The sequence below is a fragment of the Gimesia panareensis genome (genome assembly GCF_007748155.1).
GTDB classification, from domain to species: domain Bacteria; phylum Planctomycetota; class Planctomycetia; order Planctomycetales; family Planctomycetaceae; genus Gimesia; species Gimesia panareensis.
In genome coordinates this window covers 1,221,091-1,236,766 of sequence record NZ_CP037421.1, presented here as the reverse complement: position 1 = coordinate 1,236,766, position 15,676 = coordinate 1,221,091, and the positions used below count along the sequence as shown (strand labels likewise).

The 15,676-nt window shown below is 55.2% G+C and carries 19 protein-coding genes; all 19 read right to left on the bottom strand.

The genetic code is table 11. The features are described from left to right. Positions 1-24 precede the first annotated feature (24 nt). The 19 genes from Enr10x_RS04780 to Enr10x_RS04690 all read right to left on the bottom strand — a co-directional run bounded on the left by Enr10x_RS04780 (position 25) and on the right by Enr10x_RS04690 (position 15,675). Positions 25-525 carry an NUDIX hydrolase gene (locus Enr10x_RS04780; protein WP_145448291.1) on the bottom strand — a complete coding sequence of 167 codons (501 nt, stop codon included), beginning with the start codon at positions 523-525 and terminating at the stop codon, positions 25-27. Further along, entirely contained in the window at positions 518-976 is a 459-nt protein-coding gene (locus tag Enr10x_RS04775) for an NUDIX hydrolase (RefSeq protein WP_145448290.1), read from the bottom strand. Before Enr10x_RS04775 ends, Enr10x_RS04780 begins: the two co-directional genes overlap by 8 nt. A 288-nt stretch (positions 977-1,264) precedes the next feature. Beyond that, positions 1,265-1,648 carry a hypothetical protein gene (locus tag Enr10x_RS04770; RefSeq protein ID WP_145448289.1) on the bottom strand — a complete coding sequence of 128 codons (384 nt, stop codon included), beginning with the start codon at positions 1,646-1,648 and terminating at the stop codon, positions 1,265-1,267. Positions 1,649-1,658: 10 nt separating this feature from the next. Beyond that, positions 1,659-2,477, bottom strand: a complete 819-nt coding sequence (locus tag Enr10x_RS04765) for a DUF2314 domain-containing protein (protein WP_145448288.1) — start codon at positions 2,475-2,477, stop codon at positions 1,659-1,661. A gap of 430 nt (positions 2,478-2,907) precedes the next feature. Beyond that, positions 2,908-3,303 carry a hypothetical protein gene (locus Enr10x_RS04760; protein ID WP_145104497.1) on the bottom strand — a complete coding sequence of 132 codons (396 nt, stop codon included), beginning with the start codon at positions 3,301-3,303 and terminating at the stop codon, positions 2,908-2,910. A 39-nt stretch (positions 3,304-3,342) separates the two neighbouring features. Next, positions 3,343-4,077, bottom strand: a complete 735-nt coding sequence (locus Enr10x_RS04755) for an alpha/beta hydrolase (protein ID WP_145104495.1) — start codon at positions 4,075-4,077, stop codon at positions 3,343-3,345. A 201-nt stretch (positions 4,078-4,278) separates the two neighbouring features. Continuing rightward, complete coding sequence (locus Enr10x_RS04750; RefSeq protein ID WP_145104493.1) at positions 4,279-4,593, bottom strand: hypothetical protein; 315 nt, start codon at positions 4,591-4,593, stop codon at positions 4,279-4,281. 206 nt (positions 4,594-4,799) lie between these two features. Further along, positions 4,800-5,429: an SGNH/GDSL hydrolase family protein gene (locus Enr10x_RS04745; protein WP_145104491.1), complete on the bottom strand. Its 630-nt coding sequence runs from the start codon at positions 5,427-5,429 to the stop codon at positions 4,800-4,802. A 20-nt stretch (positions 5,430-5,449) separates the two neighbouring features. Continuing rightward, the gene (locus Enr10x_RS04740) at positions 5,450-6,835 is read right to left on the bottom strand and encodes a DHA2 family efflux MFS transporter permease subunit (protein ID WP_145104489.1); all 1,386 of its coding nucleotides are present in this window, start codon (positions 6,833-6,835) and stop codon (positions 5,450-5,452) included. Between the two features lie 23 nt (positions 6,836-6,858). Next, a complete protein-coding gene (locus tag Enr10x_RS04735) occupies positions 6,859-7,620 on the bottom strand; it encodes a DUF4261 domain-containing protein (RefSeq protein ID WP_145104486.1) in 762 nt (253 codons plus the stop codon). A gap of 147 nt (positions 7,621-7,767) precedes the next feature. Next, complete coding sequence (locus tag Enr10x_RS04730) at positions 7,768-8,451, bottom strand: class I SAM-dependent methyltransferase (RefSeq protein WP_145448287.1); 684 nt, start codon at positions 8,449-8,451, stop codon at positions 7,768-7,770. An 89-nt stretch (positions 8,452-8,540) separates the two neighbouring features. Then, entirely contained in the window at positions 8,541-9,281 is a 741-nt protein-coding gene (locus Enr10x_RS04725; RefSeq protein ID WP_145448286.1) for a hypothetical protein, read from the bottom strand. A gap of 18 nt (positions 9,282-9,299) precedes the next feature. Continuing rightward, complete coding sequence (locus tag Enr10x_RS04720) at positions 9,300-9,521, bottom strand: hypothetical protein (protein ID WP_145448285.1); 222 nt, start codon at positions 9,519-9,521, stop codon at positions 9,300-9,302. Positions 9,522-10,232: 711 nt separating this feature from the next. Then, complete coding sequence (locus tag Enr10x_RS04715; RefSeq protein ID WP_232093234.1) at positions 10,233-10,754, bottom strand: DUF5662 family protein; 522 nt, start codon at positions 10,752-10,754, stop codon at positions 10,233-10,235. A gap of 294 nt (positions 10,755-11,048) precedes the next feature. Further along, positions 11,049-11,702 (bottom strand): DUF4291 domain-containing protein, encoded by a 654-nt coding sequence (locus Enr10x_RS04710; protein WP_145104482.1) that lies wholly within the window; start codon positions 11,700-11,702, stop codon positions 11,049-11,051. Between the two features lie 86 nt (positions 11,703-11,788). Further along, positions 11,789-12,175, bottom strand: a complete 387-nt coding sequence (locus Enr10x_RS04705; RefSeq protein WP_145104480.1) for a tetratricopeptide repeat protein — start codon at positions 12,173-12,175, stop codon at positions 11,789-11,791. A 148-nt stretch (positions 12,176-12,323) separates the two neighbouring features. Then, positions 12,324-12,560, bottom strand: a complete 237-nt coding sequence (locus Enr10x_RS04700; protein ID WP_145104478.1) for a hypothetical protein — start codon at positions 12,558-12,560, stop codon at positions 12,324-12,326. 28 nt (positions 12,561-12,588) lie between these two features. Then, entirely contained in the window at positions 12,589-13,233 is a 645-nt protein-coding gene (locus Enr10x_RS04695) for a macro domain-containing protein (protein ID WP_145104476.1), read from the bottom strand. A 933-nt stretch (positions 13,234-14,166) separates the two neighbouring features. After that, a complete protein-coding gene (locus Enr10x_RS04690; RefSeq protein WP_145448283.1) occupies positions 14,167-15,675 on the bottom strand; it encodes a glutamate synthase subunit beta in 1,509 nt (502 codons plus the stop codon). Position 15,676: the final 1 nt, after the last annotated feature.

Here is a 15,676-nt window from a genome sequence, read left to right as displayed (position 1 = left end):
TTCCCTCTACAATCACTTGGAAAATCAATTTATCTCATTATTGCCACTACAGATTTTCCGCACCTGTTCCAGAAACCAGCCGTCGGCACCGTGCAGCTCAATCTCCTGATCCAGCGGAAGCCAGTACAATTCGAACAGAATCGGCTGCAAACTCCCGTCCCCGGGCGTCTCTTCCCACTGTTGCCAGCGATCTGTCCGCACCCCATCATACTGCACATGGTAATACCATGCATCAATGATTTCCGGTTTTCCGAATGGTTCCAGATCAATGGTCTGACGGGCGATCAGCGTGGGCTTCGAAAAACCGTCCAGCCCCGTCTCCTCCCGGGCTTCCCGCAGTGCTGCCTGTGCGGGATCTTCGCCCGCTTCGATGGTCCCTCCCGGAATCTGCGTTCCCGCTTTCGGCACCGCGACATGATCAAACACCAGCAGCGCGCCTTCACAGGTGAGATACACAAAGACCCGCTGACGGAGATCCGACGGGGGAGTGCAGGCGTCATCACCGGAAGTCAAAGCGTCACCCATTTTCCCGGTGCACAATCAACTCCAGTTCGGTGCGGGGTTCCAGAATTCGCGGTTTGACAAAATCCGGTTTAAGCGGCAGATCAGTCAAATCAGACAGCGAACACCATTCGAAGATTTCCAGGTCGTTCTCTTCTGTTCCCGCCAGCGCGTCACCGTGCCAGGCGACCTCGTAATAGGTACTCAGTTCGTGAAAGTTCTGACCTTCCAGTTCGAAGAAGTTCTCCGCCGCAATCACCGGACGCAGTACTTCAAACCCCGGCCCGATCTCTTCGATCAGCTCCCGATGCACCGCGGTCAGCGAATCTTCATTGACCTTAATCCGTCCCCCCGGCAGATACCACCAGTCCCGATCGACCGGGCGGCACAACAGCACCTCGTCTTCCCGACGCACAATCGCCGCCACCCGCAGATTGATGCGGTATTCATTCAGATCCAGAGTAATATCAGTCATGAGAACTTATTTCTGCTTCCGGGGCTGCACTTTCACCCAGTCAAAGAGATTCGATCAACTGTAAATCAGATTCGTACTTTACAGAGGGTGCCCCCGAATGAAATTCGGGGTTGGCGCAGACAACAGGAAAATGATAGAGCTTGCGGACGATCCAGAAAGCACGAGCGATCTATGAAGATTCAATAGATAGGTTAGTTTTCCCGATATTGGCAATCAACCCTGACAATTTCCTGCTCGCTCCGCTCAGTCATTCACTTTCAACTCTTTGGGATCAGGCAGTGCACAACGCTAATAATCCACTTCAAAATGCCAGCCGATCCCTGCCTCCGCCGCCTGGCTCAACAGCCGCTGGCATTCCAGTAAATCTTCCAGCACCCCCTCCGCCTGCCCCGCGGGTTGCAGCATTAAGGCCCGTACGGTCGTCAATCCCTCTTCTGCAGAAAACTGACGGAGCTCGGGCAGTTCCATCTCGTCCGGGTCTGCGCCTTCATCTTCCAGGAACGCGGCTGCCTCGTCCGGATCAATACTGAAAAACTCAGACAGCGGACGCACGCCCTGCTCTCGTGCCACCTGGTCCAGCGCCTCGATCGCGCGGGAGAGCGCCTTCCCATCCATGGAGGAATCGACGCCCTCCAGTTCCCGTTCCAGTACGACAAATAACGCGGCTCCCATCGGCGCTCCTTCAGTTCGGCAGCAGTTTCATCACATGTTTCCAGCCAAAGCGTTTGGCCAGAGTGTAAGGCGTATCGCCTTCCGGCGTTTTCAATGTCGGATCGGCACCATGCTCCAGCAGCAGTTTAACAACAGTCGCGTTTCCCGCCAATGCGTCGCGGTGCAGCATCGTCCAGCCCTCGTCATCGGTCGCCGTCAGCATCTCCTTCGATTGCTGCAACGCCTCTCTCAGCGACTCTTCCATGTTGACACACATCGGATGCTCGATCATGTTCTGCTTGCGTTCTTCCGGGTCGATCACGGGCTGCTTGCCAAACAGGCGTCCCAGGAAACCGACCGGCTCAGTCGGCACATACACCACTTCGATCGCTTCCGGATCGCCGAACTCCATGCCCCACGCCTGGTCGTGCGCCCGTCTCTCGCTGGCTGGCATCCGCCCGCGGATCAGGTTGACGGTGAATCCGCCATAGGCGCGTCCATTGATGGCATAGATCCAGTCCGACAGCGCCGACATCGGCTCACAGATCGGATCCCCGGCTTTGACACTGGTCACCCACTCGGGGTCGTTATTCAGGATCCCCCTGATCTCCCGGCCGTTACATTCGATATCGCTCACCCACATGTGTTCGGCTTCGGGATCGTCGGGGCCCATATCCGCATCGGAGAACCCTATTTTCACCGCAGCGAAATCCAGCCCCGGAATAATCCGCCGCCGCTCCCACGACAGCTCACGCCAGAAATACTTGAACGTCTTCCGCGCCTGTTTCGTCGCGGCCAGCATCTCTGGATCATTCCCCTGACTCAACGCAATGTTTTCTTCAAGCCCCATCGCAATCACCCTCGCTTTCTCTGAACCAGGAACAGTGAAATCAACAAGTGTCGCCAACAGTGAACCAATCGTGACACGATTGCGCCGTCAAAGCAAGAAAATAACGCGAAAACCGGCGAACGACTCTCTTGACGACGAAAAGAATGGGTGCCCTCGAATGAAATTCGGGGTTGTCGCAGACAACAGGAAACGGAAAGAGAACACGCTGCATTCAGAAACAGAAATCGCTACATATTTAACCGTAGGGGCGGCGCCTGTGTGCCCGCCCGCCTGGCGATGACCTGGATGAATTACACATCTGATGGGACCAGATATCGCTTTCACTCGTCACCATAAAACGACGTCGATACCGCGGGCCGCCACACAGGGCGGCCCCTACGATCGAAACTCGCCTCTCCTGTACTCAATTCACAGGCCCAGCGGAATTCTCTCACATGAACTTCGTTCCCAGTTCATGGTCGTGGCTCAGCAGCGAGGTAAACTCATACGGATCGTCCACGCCCAGCAGGCGGGCCAGGCGAAATCCCTGCGGGATGATCCAGAACGGCGTCTCTTCCGCAAACGGCACCATCGCATCGGAGAGGTTATAAAACGTCTTTGCACAGTATTCTTCAAACGTGTACTGCGACTGCCCCTGGCGATTCCCGCTGCGTTCCGCATTCTGTCGCTTCTCGCGAATCCGACCATGCAGTTCATGCCCCTGGTTCCAGGTCTCCGCATCGCGACTCATCAGGAACAGCTCTGACAGCGTACCTTTATCCTCGCAATGCTGCATAAAAAAAGCGAGCATCTCTTCAATGTACCGGGCTGTCTGTTCTCGTGTCATTTTGATCCAGCGACTGTTTCAGGGATGCGACCTCGCACTTCAGGAAATCTCCTGCGAATGAACGCCGTTATCCACCGGCTCCGACGACAGCAGCCAGGTCAGTGCCGGCGTCAGCTCGGCCCGCCAGGGAGCAATCGCATGCCCCCCCTTGTACTGCTGATACATCACCGTCGCCCCCTGATCCTGAAACCGTGCGGCTGCCCATTCGACCCCTTCAATCTGCGAGATCTCCTGGTACAGCCCCGACGGGGGATGCGTCACCTCGGTCTCAGTTTCCTGATCGCCGACACTCAGCCAGAACCGCGTGTGATTCAGAGGCAGATCCGGATCCTGCTGGGCCAGCCACCAGAATGAACCGGACTGGCACAGCGCCTGGGCAAACAGCCCGGGATACTGAAACGTGAGATGTGCCGCCGCCAGCCCGCTCAGGCTCAGGCCACAGATCAGGTTCCCGGTTTCCCGGACATTGGTCCGGGCACGCACCCAGGGAACCACCTCTTCTGCCAGATACTCCGTATAACGCGGATCACAGAGGTAATCCCGCTGGCGGTCTTCACTACTGACATGGGCCACAAACGCGAGCGTCATCGCGGGGATCTGGCCTGTGGTCATCAGCTTGCTGAGGATCGGCAGACAGTCCATATCGCGCAGATAATGTTCGGCGTCCAGAAACAGACAGAGCGGATGCACGCTGTCCTGCGGCCCCGGTACCAGCCAGAGGTTCCGGGTGTAGTCACCAGAAGCGGAGGTCATGACTTGAGGCGCAGGAGTCACTGTACTGCTCTTTCAACTGGATACGCTTCACGCCGGACACCCCCGTTTCGAGAACGGGAGTGCGACTGAAGCAGGGCGGATAACTGTCTGACTATCATGACAGAATTGACCGGATTTGCAACTTTTTTTTGCCGCCGAGACCTGCACCTGGAGAAAGCAGGGAATCAACTCGATCCCACCGATCAGGTCTCTCCAGACCTGTCAGCGTCGAACAGTGACGACCCATTTGCCGTCTGCGTGAACGGTAATCTCCCCCGATTTCACGTCCACTGCCACGTTCTTTGCCGCGGTATCAAGATAAGCGACTCGCTGGCCATCCACGTCCACTCGACCGGGGGTGACCTGAATTTTGAATCCCGCCGTTTTAATGGACACCGTATCTTTTTCATAGCGAGACTCTAAATTCCAGCTGTCGGAGTGCGTCGTCACCGAACGACCGCTGGGCAGCGTACCGCTGCTGGAACCACCATTTAACGCCGCCAGCACCACGCCACCCACCACCAGAACGAACAACATAATCCCAGCAAATATGCCGCCCCATAGTAACCAGGATCTGCTTTGAGTCTGCTCTGTCATATCCACCTCCTGCATGTGAACAAATTTACGGATGCAGATCTTACCCTTTCAGCAAACTGAGGTCAATCAAATTCGGATTCCGGTTTCCGGTTCCGTTTCATCCATCAGAACTTCCTCCGCGCTCAGAACGATTCCATTGTCACCGATTAACCATAAATGACCGTCTCGCCGCGTGAGAAGTCATGCCCCAGCAGAATCTGTTGCAGAGCCCGGGCAATCTTCGCGCCTCCCTTCTCTGAGGGCTCAATCGGCGAAATCTCGGCATAGTCCACACTCTCGGTACAGACCAGTCGTAAATCGAGTACGGGCACGCGAACCCGCGCCGCTTCCCGCACAATCACATCATTAAACAGTGACAATGCCATCTTCTCGATCGGATTCAGTCCGGGTACCGCATCATAAATGGTGCAAGTCACTACAGGGAGCTGCACTTTAGCCAAAGCTTCCAGCATACTCTGATAATGATTTCGGAACAGATACTGGGCTCCGACAAATTCCGCGAGCAGTTCCTCGGAATCGGGATTAGGTGAATTCACCATCGGCGTATATTCGAGGGCATCATTCCCCCCGGCACTGACGATCAGATGAGTCGCATCACCGGGTACATCGTGGAGCTGCCGGGAGACATTGTTCAAGAACGAACCGTCTGTGGCGAGTATACTCGCCCGCCATTCTCGCGGGAGACGGGCGCGCAGCAATTCGATCACCGGCGATCCGCCTGCCACGTAGGCCCCGTTATCCAGAATGGAATCTCCCAGTAAGACAACATGATTCATTTCTATCACCTTCGTTCCTGTTACTTGAACTGCTCCCGCGTCCGCCGATTCAACTGCACTGCCACAATCACCACCAGCAACGAGATCACCGATAATACAACACTCGCCCAGACATGCGGGCTCAAATTCATCTGATTTCCCATCTGCTGCAACATGATCACAATACAGATTGCTCCCACGGCACCGCCGATCCGCTGCGTGATATTCACCAGCGTCGCCGCATCCCCCATCTGTTCCGCAGTCACCGCCGTGTAGGCCGCTGTCATCGCGGGCATCTGCGCCAGCGCCAGACCCGCGCCCCGCATCGCCAGGGCAATCAACAATACCGGCGGTGACAGAATCTGGGAATGCAGAAAGGGCAGACTCGAACAGAACAGCAGTACCGCGCCCCCCAGCGAAACCTTTCCCGCGCTAAAGCGGTCCGTCAGCGTCCCGCCCACTGGCAGCGCCAGCGCACTGGCCAGTCCCATCACCAGCAGGAGCAGCCCCGTCCGCGTCAGACTCAGCTGCATTTCATGCTGAAAATAGAGGGGCAGCAACAGCAGCGCCCCATACATGTTCGCCCCGGTCAGCCCGGTCGTCAGTGTGGCGGTCGTGAAGGTTTTGTTCCGCAGCAGGCGCAGGTCGATCAGCGGAGCGGGCACACGAAACGCATGCAGCGTAAACGCCATCCACAGTACCAGCCCCACGAACATCGCACCGAACGTCAACACCGTTCCCCCGGAAACACCGGTCTCGGTACTCCCGTACAACAGCAGCGGCAGGCCGAGGCTGATCAGCAGAAATCCCCGGCTATCCAGCCGCTGACTCCGGTCCATCCGCCCCCCCGGCACCAGCCTGCGGGCCGCCAGGAGTGTGATGATTCCCAGCGGCACATTGATCCAGAACAGCCACCGCCACGAAGCTTCTTCGAGCAGCACGCCCCCCACCGCGGGACCGATCGCAGGTCCCATCGCAATCACCAGCCCCAGGAGACCCATGATGCGTCCCAGTTCCTTTTTCCCGGCCGTTGAGCCGATAATCGCCTGACCGGCAGGAACCATGATGCCCCCCGCCAGCCCCTGCAGCACCCGCGCGACAATCAGGCTGATCGGTTCCGGGGCCAGTGCACACAGCGCTGAAGTGATCACGAATGCAATCAGGCTCCCGCCCCATGTGCGACCGTAACCAAAGCGTTTTCCCAGCCAGCCCACAGTCGGCAGCGAGACCGCCAGGGCACACAGATAGCCGGTTGCCACCCACTGCACCAGCGTCAGCGTCGACTGCAGATCGGAGCGGATCGATTCAATCGCCAGATTCGCCACCGTGGAATCCAGCATTGCCATGAACGCCCCTGCCCCGGTCACCACCGAGATCTTCCACGTCAGAACAGGAATGCGCGGAGGTGCGGTTGTGGTCTTACTCATGAAATCAAAACGATTCTGTATACTTAAGACGTCGACGCAACCGGTTCCAGCAGATACCTGCCAAAGGGGTTCTCAAAACATTCCTCGTCCGCATTGATCCAGTCGTCTTTTCTGAAGATGCGATAATAAGGCGCATCGGCACTCGTCGAAAACGTATGCCCGTCTTCAAATTCGGGAGATTCACACATCTGGTAATGATTGAACTCTGTCAGCAGATAACCGGCCTCACGGTTATCAACGGTTGTGGGTACCGCCGCGTCAGGCAGACCGAAGATATGCATGCCGGTGCTGTAAAAATGCGTCTCACTTCCCACCAGCATCACATGCGACTGCAGCAGGTCCAGCGTATTCTCCGCAAAGTTTTTCGCCCGCCACTCCCGTGCAGAATGCGCGACACCCGAATTTTCGAATTTGACTCCCAGCCCGCCACAATCCAGACAGACATTGATCAAAGCATGCAGCCGGTACAGTTCATCCAGGCCCGTCTGCGACCAGATCAGATACAACACACTCTGATGCGTGTCCAGTTCCGCGACGTCCTCTCCGGTGATGGTTCCCTGTCCTCCCAGTTGAAAAGCCAGCGATATCTGCTCGTCACGTTCGTAAAACTCACCTCGTGATGAAAAAGAAGGCTCTGCTGACATCAACATGTCAGCAGCATACAGATACTTCAGGCCGGACACTTCCACAAGCTTCCTCCTGAATTCTCCCGGCCCTTTTAACGGCATCGGAATACAGACGATGGTTTCCACCGGCATCGCTCCTCTCTGATTGAAATGATCCAAGCGGCTGTTCTGCGCAAAAATTAGAACGCAACGGGACTCTCTCTGCCTGCTCATCCAATCATCGTTGCTCCCCGTTCCGCGTGCAACCGGTAACCGCACCACGGTTCACAACCGGTCATGAAAAATCTGAAGGACCTGCCGTTCAAATTAAGGAAGCGAAACGACCAGCATTTCATTTCCCTGTTTCTGAAATTCATAAGGCACACGCCTGATCTGCACATCATATCCCTCCGCAGACAGTTGTGCCACGACCGGGTCCCGATGCCGGGACGGCGTCGATCCCAGTTCGAGTAATGGAAACACACGCACCTCACGGACCACCCGGCAAAGTTCTCGCAACGCAGCCAGATGAAACTCCAGGTCAAAGTGCGCGCTGTACAGAAACAGAAAGTGCGAGCAGAGCGCCAGATCAAATGTCTGCTCCTCAAACAGCAGTGCGGGTAGCGCCGCCTCCTGGTAACGACCGCATTCCTTCCCCGCCGGATAGTCGGCCAGGAATTCCTGCATCGCCGCCCTGCGGATCTCTCCCAGCTCCTCGACCGATCGCATCTGCTCCCAGACAAACTCGCCCGCGTTCTCCCGCGTCTGCTGTAACACGGTCTCGAACGTCTCCTCAATCCGCTGACTGATTTCCTCTACAGAGAACGCGTACAGCGGATCGACCGATACTACCTCGCCTCCCTGCCGGGTCAGTGTCGCGTTAAAACTGGCCGGCCCGTCCCCGCAGCCCAGAATCCGTTGCCCGAGTTCCACTGCGCCCAGGTCAAACATCGCCCGATATTCCTCAAACGAACGCCCCCAGGGGACCACCTGCTCCAGAGTAAATGCCATCGTCGGTTCCGGTTCTGTATCTCAAGCTAACTGAATTTGTCCGTCAGCAGAGACACAGCCCCGGACATCAGGTTCGATCCCGCCCCGGCTTACTTTTTCTTCACCTTAAACGACTTCAGCATCTGTTCGACATCGGGATAAATCTTGTCTTCTAACTCGGGCAGAATCGTGCTGACGATGAAATAACACTGGTTCCCGTCCATGAAGACCCACTGACGCCACTTCACATCTTTTTTGAAGATCGAAGGAATCATCGCTTCAAAGTACAGCGCCTGGAACTTCCCTACCGGCTTGATCTGCAGATCCTTGAGCGTTGCTTTCGGATTCATCTTCTGTGCCCATTCCAGCGAGACATCCTGTCGTATTTTGTCGAAAAATTTCGGGTCAGTCGGCGTCTTGTCTGAGGAATAGGTGCCCATCTCATAGATGTCCATCCCCACGCGAAAGCTGGGTGGCACATACATCACCCATGTCCCTTCGTCATTCGCTTTCCAGCCTTTGGCCAGCTTCACCTCAAACGGCTTTTCGCGTTTGGTTTTGGTGAATTCAAAAATCGCCAGCCCCTCGAACGGCCCCTTGTGATCGATTTCACTCTTGAAATAACGACTGCTCGGATCATATTTCCATTTCGAGTATGTCTGCAGCGCGATCGAATCGAGAAACTCTCGCAATGTCGGCCGGTAGGAAGCCGGGAAAGGTGAGAGCAGCGGAATCTTCGCAATTTCCTGATCAGGCGTCATCAGCCCGACCCCCGTCCCTAACTGCAGTCTGCTGGAGACCAGAAACATATTGGCAAACTGACGGAACGAATAACCGATGCTGCCTTTCACCCGCTGCTGCAGCAGTTCCTACAATTGCTTCGGCGTGAGCGGCTTGAGCGTCGCTTGCTTCTCCTCTGATTTCTTCTCCTCTGCCGGCTGCTCCTTTTTCGCTTCTGCTGTATCAGGCTCATCATCGGCAGCAGCCAACACCGTCGCTGCTTCAACCGGTTCTTCTGCGGCACTCAGTGCGCTCTCAGTAAAACAACCGGCCCACACCAGGATCACAACCAGAATCGATGCGGCTCTCATGAGCTTACCTCATTCAGACAGGGGACGCAGAAACGAGAACATTCAGACAGGTCCCCTATTATCGCTCTCCGCACGCGACGATCTCAAGCAGAAAACAGATCCACCGCCGTTCAGACCTCGTTCCCAAACTCGAACAGGCCAGCAAACAGTAACAGTGACACGCTTTACAGAGAATGGAGCAATCTCAAAAGAAACCACACCCGCCTGCCAGGTTCGACTCTCGTCCTGATTGTCTCCAACCGCATTTATAAAAATCAAAATCGGTCAAACATACGTTTCATCATCGAAATACTTCCACGGCAACAGTCCACACTGTTTTGCATAAGGAGTCTCATTTCCATCAGCGTCGATCTCATAAAACATTTTTTCCCGAGACCGATAGCGTCTCCCACAACTCCGACACTCGAATTCATCCTGAACCGGTGGCCCTGCATCCGTCCGCATATATTCCAGACAACGATTTTTCTTACATCCACAACAGCACCCGGGCAGGTCCCCCACATTCAGCTTATGCCAGATTGCAACGGCATAGAGTAAACCCACTGGAGTCCACCCCACAATCGTCGCCCAGAGAATTCCCTGCTTGATATTGCCACACCAAATGCCAACGATTGTCCCACAGATGGCACAGAGAAATATCCAGGCAGGAAGCAGGCCTACCATCGTGATCAGCCTCCTCGATTGAATGAAGCAACACCCGGCATCATCATATCATAATTCCTCGCCCCGCAACCGGTCCAACTGCTCGATCACCTCAAACACAAACCGCGTCTTCTGGTCATCAAAGGCAACACGGTCGCCGATCGTTTTCATGGCCCAGCCCCGCGCACTGCCGCCGTCCTGGCCGAACTCTTCTGACATCGCCGTCCAGTCACACACCATCTCGATCAAATCAACATCGGTCATCTCATTCGGATCGGCGTGGAATTCGGGATGGTGCCGGTTGGTCGTAAGATGATGCCGGATCGCCGCCTTCACCCGTGCTTCCATCCCGTCCGGATAAGTAAAGGGAATGTTCCGCCAGCGGCAGCGATGATATTCGGTCAGCCAGATATAGGGGACCCGTTCCTCAGAACTAAACTTGGACGCATCATGCACTTCGCCCCGCGCCACAAGTTCGGCCCCGCAGTCCCACTCCGTCGCCAGCAGAGACAGATTCCGCCGCACCCGCTCAATATGGGCGTGTGTCCGGCGTTCATAAAATGTCACCATCTCCGGCGTCGGTTCCTGCAATGCTCACTCCATTCTGACTGTTTTCCAGCTTCCCAAAAGCAGATCCTGTTTTCATACACTTACGATGATAGTGACAGATTCACATCCAGCAAACACGAAGATATAAAAAATGGGTATGCCCGAATGCAATTCGGGCCGAGCGTAGCGAGCAGGAAACTGACAGAGTTGTTCGCAATCTATGTAAAAATGAGATTTCTATTGAATCGCCACCAGGTCCCTGCTGGTACGCATACTCTGCTGGTTTCCTGTTGTCTGCGACAACCTCGAATTGCATTCGAGGTCACCCGTAGAAGTTCAAGAGAACAAATCGATCCCCACCTGGCGGGCAATCTGTGGATCCTCAGGAACATAAACCTGTTCGACGGGCATCTGTAATTCCCCCTGGTCCCAGGTCGCTGCAAATGGACGCTGAGCTGCCACGAACTCACTCATATCGAGGATCTCCAGAACTTCTTTTTTACCATATTGTTCCAGTGCTGCTCCTCTCAGCCCCAGTTGAACCGCGCGTCGTTCACATTTCTTCCCTGTCGGATCATGATCGGGGTCCCATTGAATTCGGACATCAGACTGCTGCACCGCCTGCTGCCACTCAGATTGATCCTGGAATCGCCTGTCCCTGCGGGGAAATGAAGAAGCCACCGCCTGGTCCAGCAGCGCATCAAAAAACGTTCTTCTCAAACGAATCCCCAGAACCACCTCCTGCCCCTGAGCCGTTCCCCAGGCACTGCGATACATCATCCACAGGAAATTGGGTTTGATCCAGCTCATCCGCGCGTATTTGAATTCGCCACCAAAATAACCGTGTCGGGCGGCATAGTTTCCAATAGTCGGATTGTAAGCCTGATAGACCATGATGGTCTCTGCATCATGGTGCGCTAAAATATGTTTCCCGCTTTGCGGCCAGGCTTTGATTTGCTCCCGATAACTGGCAATGGGCAGGTTGAGCATTCGATTATTTCAATTCCAAGGTATTGGACGCTGGAAAGATTAACCAGACATACTTCTCATAAAAATGATCGTGACAAACGCGCTTTTCAATGTGCCTGCGGGTCAAAATACGCCTCTCTTGTCTTTTTCGATGGCTCTTTGTCGGCAGCCAGCTGGAAATACTTCGGTGCTTCCTGCCGGGTAAACTGATCGATATTCATCATGGCCACTCCGATATTATAAAACAGGTTCCGATCGACAGAGCCAGCCTCTTCAGCTCGATGGTAGTATTTCAATGCTTCCTGATGATTACCCAGATCCGACAACGCTGCACCAAGATTAATCAAGGCATCCGTATTCAGAGGATCAAGGTTCAAGACCTTGTGAAAACACTCGATCGCCTCCAGGTAATTTTTTTCATACAGCGACATATCGCGCCATACTGCTTCACACAGTGCAATCCCGCGATCAAGTTCACTTTGAATGGTCCCCATCACTACAACCTGCACAAAAGAACGATTCTTGAATTTTCATACTTACACAGTTCTCATCTTACATCAGCCACCAGCGGGAAAACAGATTCACCAGGAAAATCATCCCGCTCACTTCCTCCACAGCCCGTCAGCATCAGAATCAAAAGATCTATTTACGTAACAGATGCCTTTGCAGATCAGGATCGACCATCCTTTTACCATCCTTATCAAACCCCCAGATATCACTCAGCACGCGTAATTCAAGCAGAGCATCCTGATCATGTGTCTGATTCAACAGCCGCTTATTAATTCTGCGATGCCGCCGGTTCGCCAGCATCTTATCTTCTTTTTCCGATCGGGCAGTGGTGATCGGCATAAAAGGAGACTTCTTTCTGGAACGACTCATTGATCACAACCTCCTTCAGTGGATGAAGTCACTTTCCCAGCAACCGATCGTGCCGCTTGCGGATCTGTGACGTACTATCGGGAAACTCAAACCGCCCCAGTACGACATCTTCGATCGCAGCGCGGACCTGCTTCGCACACCGCACCGGATCCAGCCTGCCCACGCCGGTCCCCAGTCCGGGGATCGAGACCGTCTTCACCTGCGCGCGCACCGGCTGCCCTGCATAGTCGCCCGCGGGAATCACCCCCTCCCGAATCAGCAGGAACACCGCCCGCGCCGCCAGGAAGGCATTGATCGTCGACTCTACCGGCATGGGCACCCGCATCGTGGGAGCGGCAATCAGCCAGGGAATCTCTGCATCACCGGTCTCCACCAGCGTCGCAGCCCCCACCAGCAACTCGCCGGCATGGTCGGTGCGAATCTGTGCCTGCACCCGGTCCTGCAGTTGCGTCCCAAAGCGTTCCAGGTAGAGCCGGTCGATTCCCCCATCCATGAAGCCGAAACTGTTCGCCGGACTCACAATCGCATCCGCGGCGACATCAAAGATCGAACCGTACTGCACCTCCACAAACGGCAGATCACCACACCACCGCTGCCAGGCCGCGTAAAGCGGTTCATCAATGGCAGACAGCCGAATCTTCAGTCGAAACGAACCGGACGCAGGTGAATTCATGAACGATAATCCTCGATACGTAGGGGAGGACCCAAGTGTCCTCCCGCCTGGCGACAATCTTTCAGGTGTTGCCTCCGCTGGCAATTCATAGACACTTCCCCGTGAGCGGCACGGCGCCAGCCGCCGGAAACAAAGCTGACGCTGACACTATAACCAGTGGCCAGGTAGTGTTTCTTAATTCGAATGGCATATACCAAAGTCGTTTCAACCGGGGCTAACGCCCTGCGGCTAATTTGGCTTCTCTGTTGTTGAAGTCTTGAAAACAAGAGTAACAGCACACCCTTGGCCACGGTGAATACTTACATAGCTAACGCTGTCGACCTCATAATCACGCTGAAAACTATTAAAAAACGCTACCTGGCGCCATTCCGCTCACAGAACCGGGTGGGCCCGAATGCAATTCGGGCCGAGCGCAGCAAGCAGAAAATGGACTGTGAAAACATTCGAATGATCTCAGGAAATCCGATATCGTAATCGACGCACCGTGTGCCACTGCTCGGCTCGTCCGACAGTGCAGATCGTATCAACGTTTCCTATTTCAATTCTCTCATCTCGAAAACAATTCGTGATCGTCCGCATCGATTCCCAAACTCACAGATAGAAGTAGCCCTGTGAGGTTACCCCTGGAGTGAAGGAGTTTACATTTAACCTTACAAAAGCTTTATCCGGCCCTGTCACATCCGGAATACAAATCGAATCTCGCCAGTCGGGCGGGCACACAGGCCTGCGTCCTACACAAACTGATCGGCACTGGGATAACTCGCGCACTGCCGGGCAAGCCGGTCAGTGGCACACAGATGTCGTTTGACACCGTTACCATTTCTATGCTGACACAAAAACAGCGGCCATGTTCACGAAACACCCGGCGCATAAAAAAGCATCCCTGCCCGCAGACAGGGATGCTTTCCTATTTATCACATCAAAACCACCGCGTTACGGCAGTTCGGTTTCGCCCATCAGGAAGCGATCGCATTCGCGGGCGGCGCCGCGGCCTTCGTTGATCGCCCAGACGATCAGGCTCTGACCGCGTCGGCAGTCGCCGGCAGCGAACACACCTTCGATGTTCGTGGTGTACTGCTCGTGCTCGGCTTTGAAATTCGAACGGGCGTCGGTTTCCAGGCTCAGTTGCTCGCTGATGATATGCTCGGGACCTAAGAACCCAAGGGCCAGGAAGACCAGATCGCATTTGAGTTCCTGTTCCGTACCGGGAACCACGCTGAACGGAGGGCCGTTCTCGACCGGCTTGGACCAGTCGACTTCGCAGACTTTGATGGCCCGCAGGTTCCCTTTGTCGTCGCCCACGAATTCGAGGGTCGACATCTGGAACATCCGCGGATCTTTGCCGAACACAGCGGCTGCTTCTTCGTGACCGTAGTCCACGCGGAAGATCTTCGGCCACTGCGGCCAGGGGTTGTTCGCAGCCCGCTCCATGGGAGGCTGGGGCACGATTTCCAGGTTGATCAGGCTTTCGCAGTTCTGACGCATCGCGGTACCCAGGCAGTCGTTCCCGGTATCACCACCGCCGATCACGACGACTTTCTTGCCTTCGGCGTTGATGAAACCCTCAACCGGAGAGTTCTCGTAATGCTTGCTTTCCAGCCCTGACTCCAGCAGGCTCTTCGTGTTCTTCGACAGGTATTCCATCGCAAAGTGCACGCCCTTCAGATCCCGGCCCGGAATGGGCAGGTCGCGGGGCTTGGTCGCACCGGTGCAGAGTACGACGGCGTCGAAGTCTTTCATCAGCTGATCGGCGGTGATGTCCACGCCGATCGAAGTGTTGGTAATGAATTCGACCCCTTCGTCAGCCAGCAGATCGACGCGTCGCTGTACGATCCATTTTTCCAGCTTCATGTTCGGAATGCCGTACATCAACAGGCCGCCGATGCGGTCGTCGCGTTCGTAAACCGTCACGCTGTGACCGGCACTGTTGAGCTGAGCGGCAGCAGCCAGGCCGGCAGGACCGGAACCGACGACAGCCACTTTCTTGCCGGTGCGTGTCTTGGGAGGATTTGGCTGAACCAGGCCCTTATCGAAAGCATGGTCGATGATCGAATTTTCGATGTTCTTGATCGTCACCGGAGGCTCATGAATCCCCAGCACGCAGGCCCCTTCACAGGGAGCCGGACAGACACGACCGGTGAATTCCGGGAAGTTGTTCGTCTTGTGCAGACTGATCAGTGCCTCTTCCCAGCGACCGTTGTAAATGTGGTCATTCCACTCGGGAATCAGGTTGTTGATCGGACAGCCCGATGCCATGCCCGCCAGGGTTTTCCCGGTGTGGCAAAAAGGAATCCCGCAATCCATACAGCGGGCGCCCTGGTTGCCCAGTTCTTCGTCCGTCAGATGATCGTGGAACTCGTTCCAGTCCAGAATCCGCAGTTCCGGTTTTCTGTCGGCACCCAGTTCTCGCGTAAATTCCATGAAGCCGGTTGGCTTACCCATA

Coding starts and splice junctions, on each gene's coding strand:
- Enr10x_RS04780 (WP_145448291.1), bottom strand. CDS start 525: ATGGGTGACGCTTTGACTTCCGGTGATGACGCCTGCACTCCCCCGTCG.
- Enr10x_RS04775 (WP_145448290.1), bottom strand. CDS start 976: ATGACTGATATTACTCTGGATCTGAATGAATACCGCATCAATCTGCGG.
- Enr10x_RS04770 (WP_145448289.1), bottom strand. CDS start 1,648: ATGGGAGCCGCGTTATTTGTCGTACTGGAACGGGAACTGGAGGGCGTC.
- Enr10x_RS04765 (WP_145448288.1), bottom strand. CDS start 2,477: ATGGGGCTTGAAGAAAACATTGCGTTGAGTCAGGGGAATGATCCAGAG.
- Enr10x_RS04760 (WP_145104497.1), bottom strand. CDS start 3,303: ATGACACGAGAACAGACAGCCCGGTACATTGAAGAGATGCTCGCTTTT.
- Enr10x_RS04750 (WP_145104493.1), bottom strand. CDS start 4,593: ATGTTGTTCGTTCTGGTGGTGGGTGGCGTGGTGCTGGCGGCGTTAAAT.
- Enr10x_RS04745 (WP_145104491.1), bottom strand. CDS start 5,429: ATGAATCATGTTGTCTTACTGGGAGATTCCATTCTGGATAACGGGGCC.
- Enr10x_RS04740 (WP_145104489.1), bottom strand. CDS start 6,835: ATGAGTAAGACCACAACCGCACCTCCGCGCATTCCTGTTCTGACGTGG.
- Enr10x_RS04730 (WP_145448287.1), bottom strand. CDS start 8,451: ATGGCATTTACTCTGGAGCAGGTGGTCCCCTGGGGGCGTTCGTTTGAG.
- Enr10x_RS04720 (WP_145448285.1), bottom strand. CDS start 9,521: ATGAGAGCCGCATCGATTCTGGTTGTGATCCTGGTGTGGGCCGGTTGT.
- Enr10x_RS04710 (WP_145104482.1), bottom strand. CDS start 11,702: ATGCTCAACCTGCCCATTGCCAGTTATCGGGAGCAAATCAAAGCCTGG.
- Enr10x_RS04705 (WP_145104480.1), bottom strand. CDS start 12,175: ATGGGGACCATTCAAAGTGAACTTGATCGCGGGATTGCACTGTGTGAA.
- Enr10x_RS04700 (WP_145104478.1), bottom strand. CDS start 12,560: ATGAGTCGTTCCAGAAAGAAGTCTCCTTTTATGCCGATCACCACTGCC.
- Enr10x_RS04695 (WP_145104476.1), bottom strand. CDS start 13,233: ATGAATTCACCTGCGTCCGGTTCGTTTCGACTGAAGATTCGGCTGTCT.
- Enr10x_RS04690 (WP_145448283.1), bottom strand. CDS start 15,675: ATGGGTAAGCCAACCGGCTTCATGGAATTTACGCGAGAACTGGGTGCC.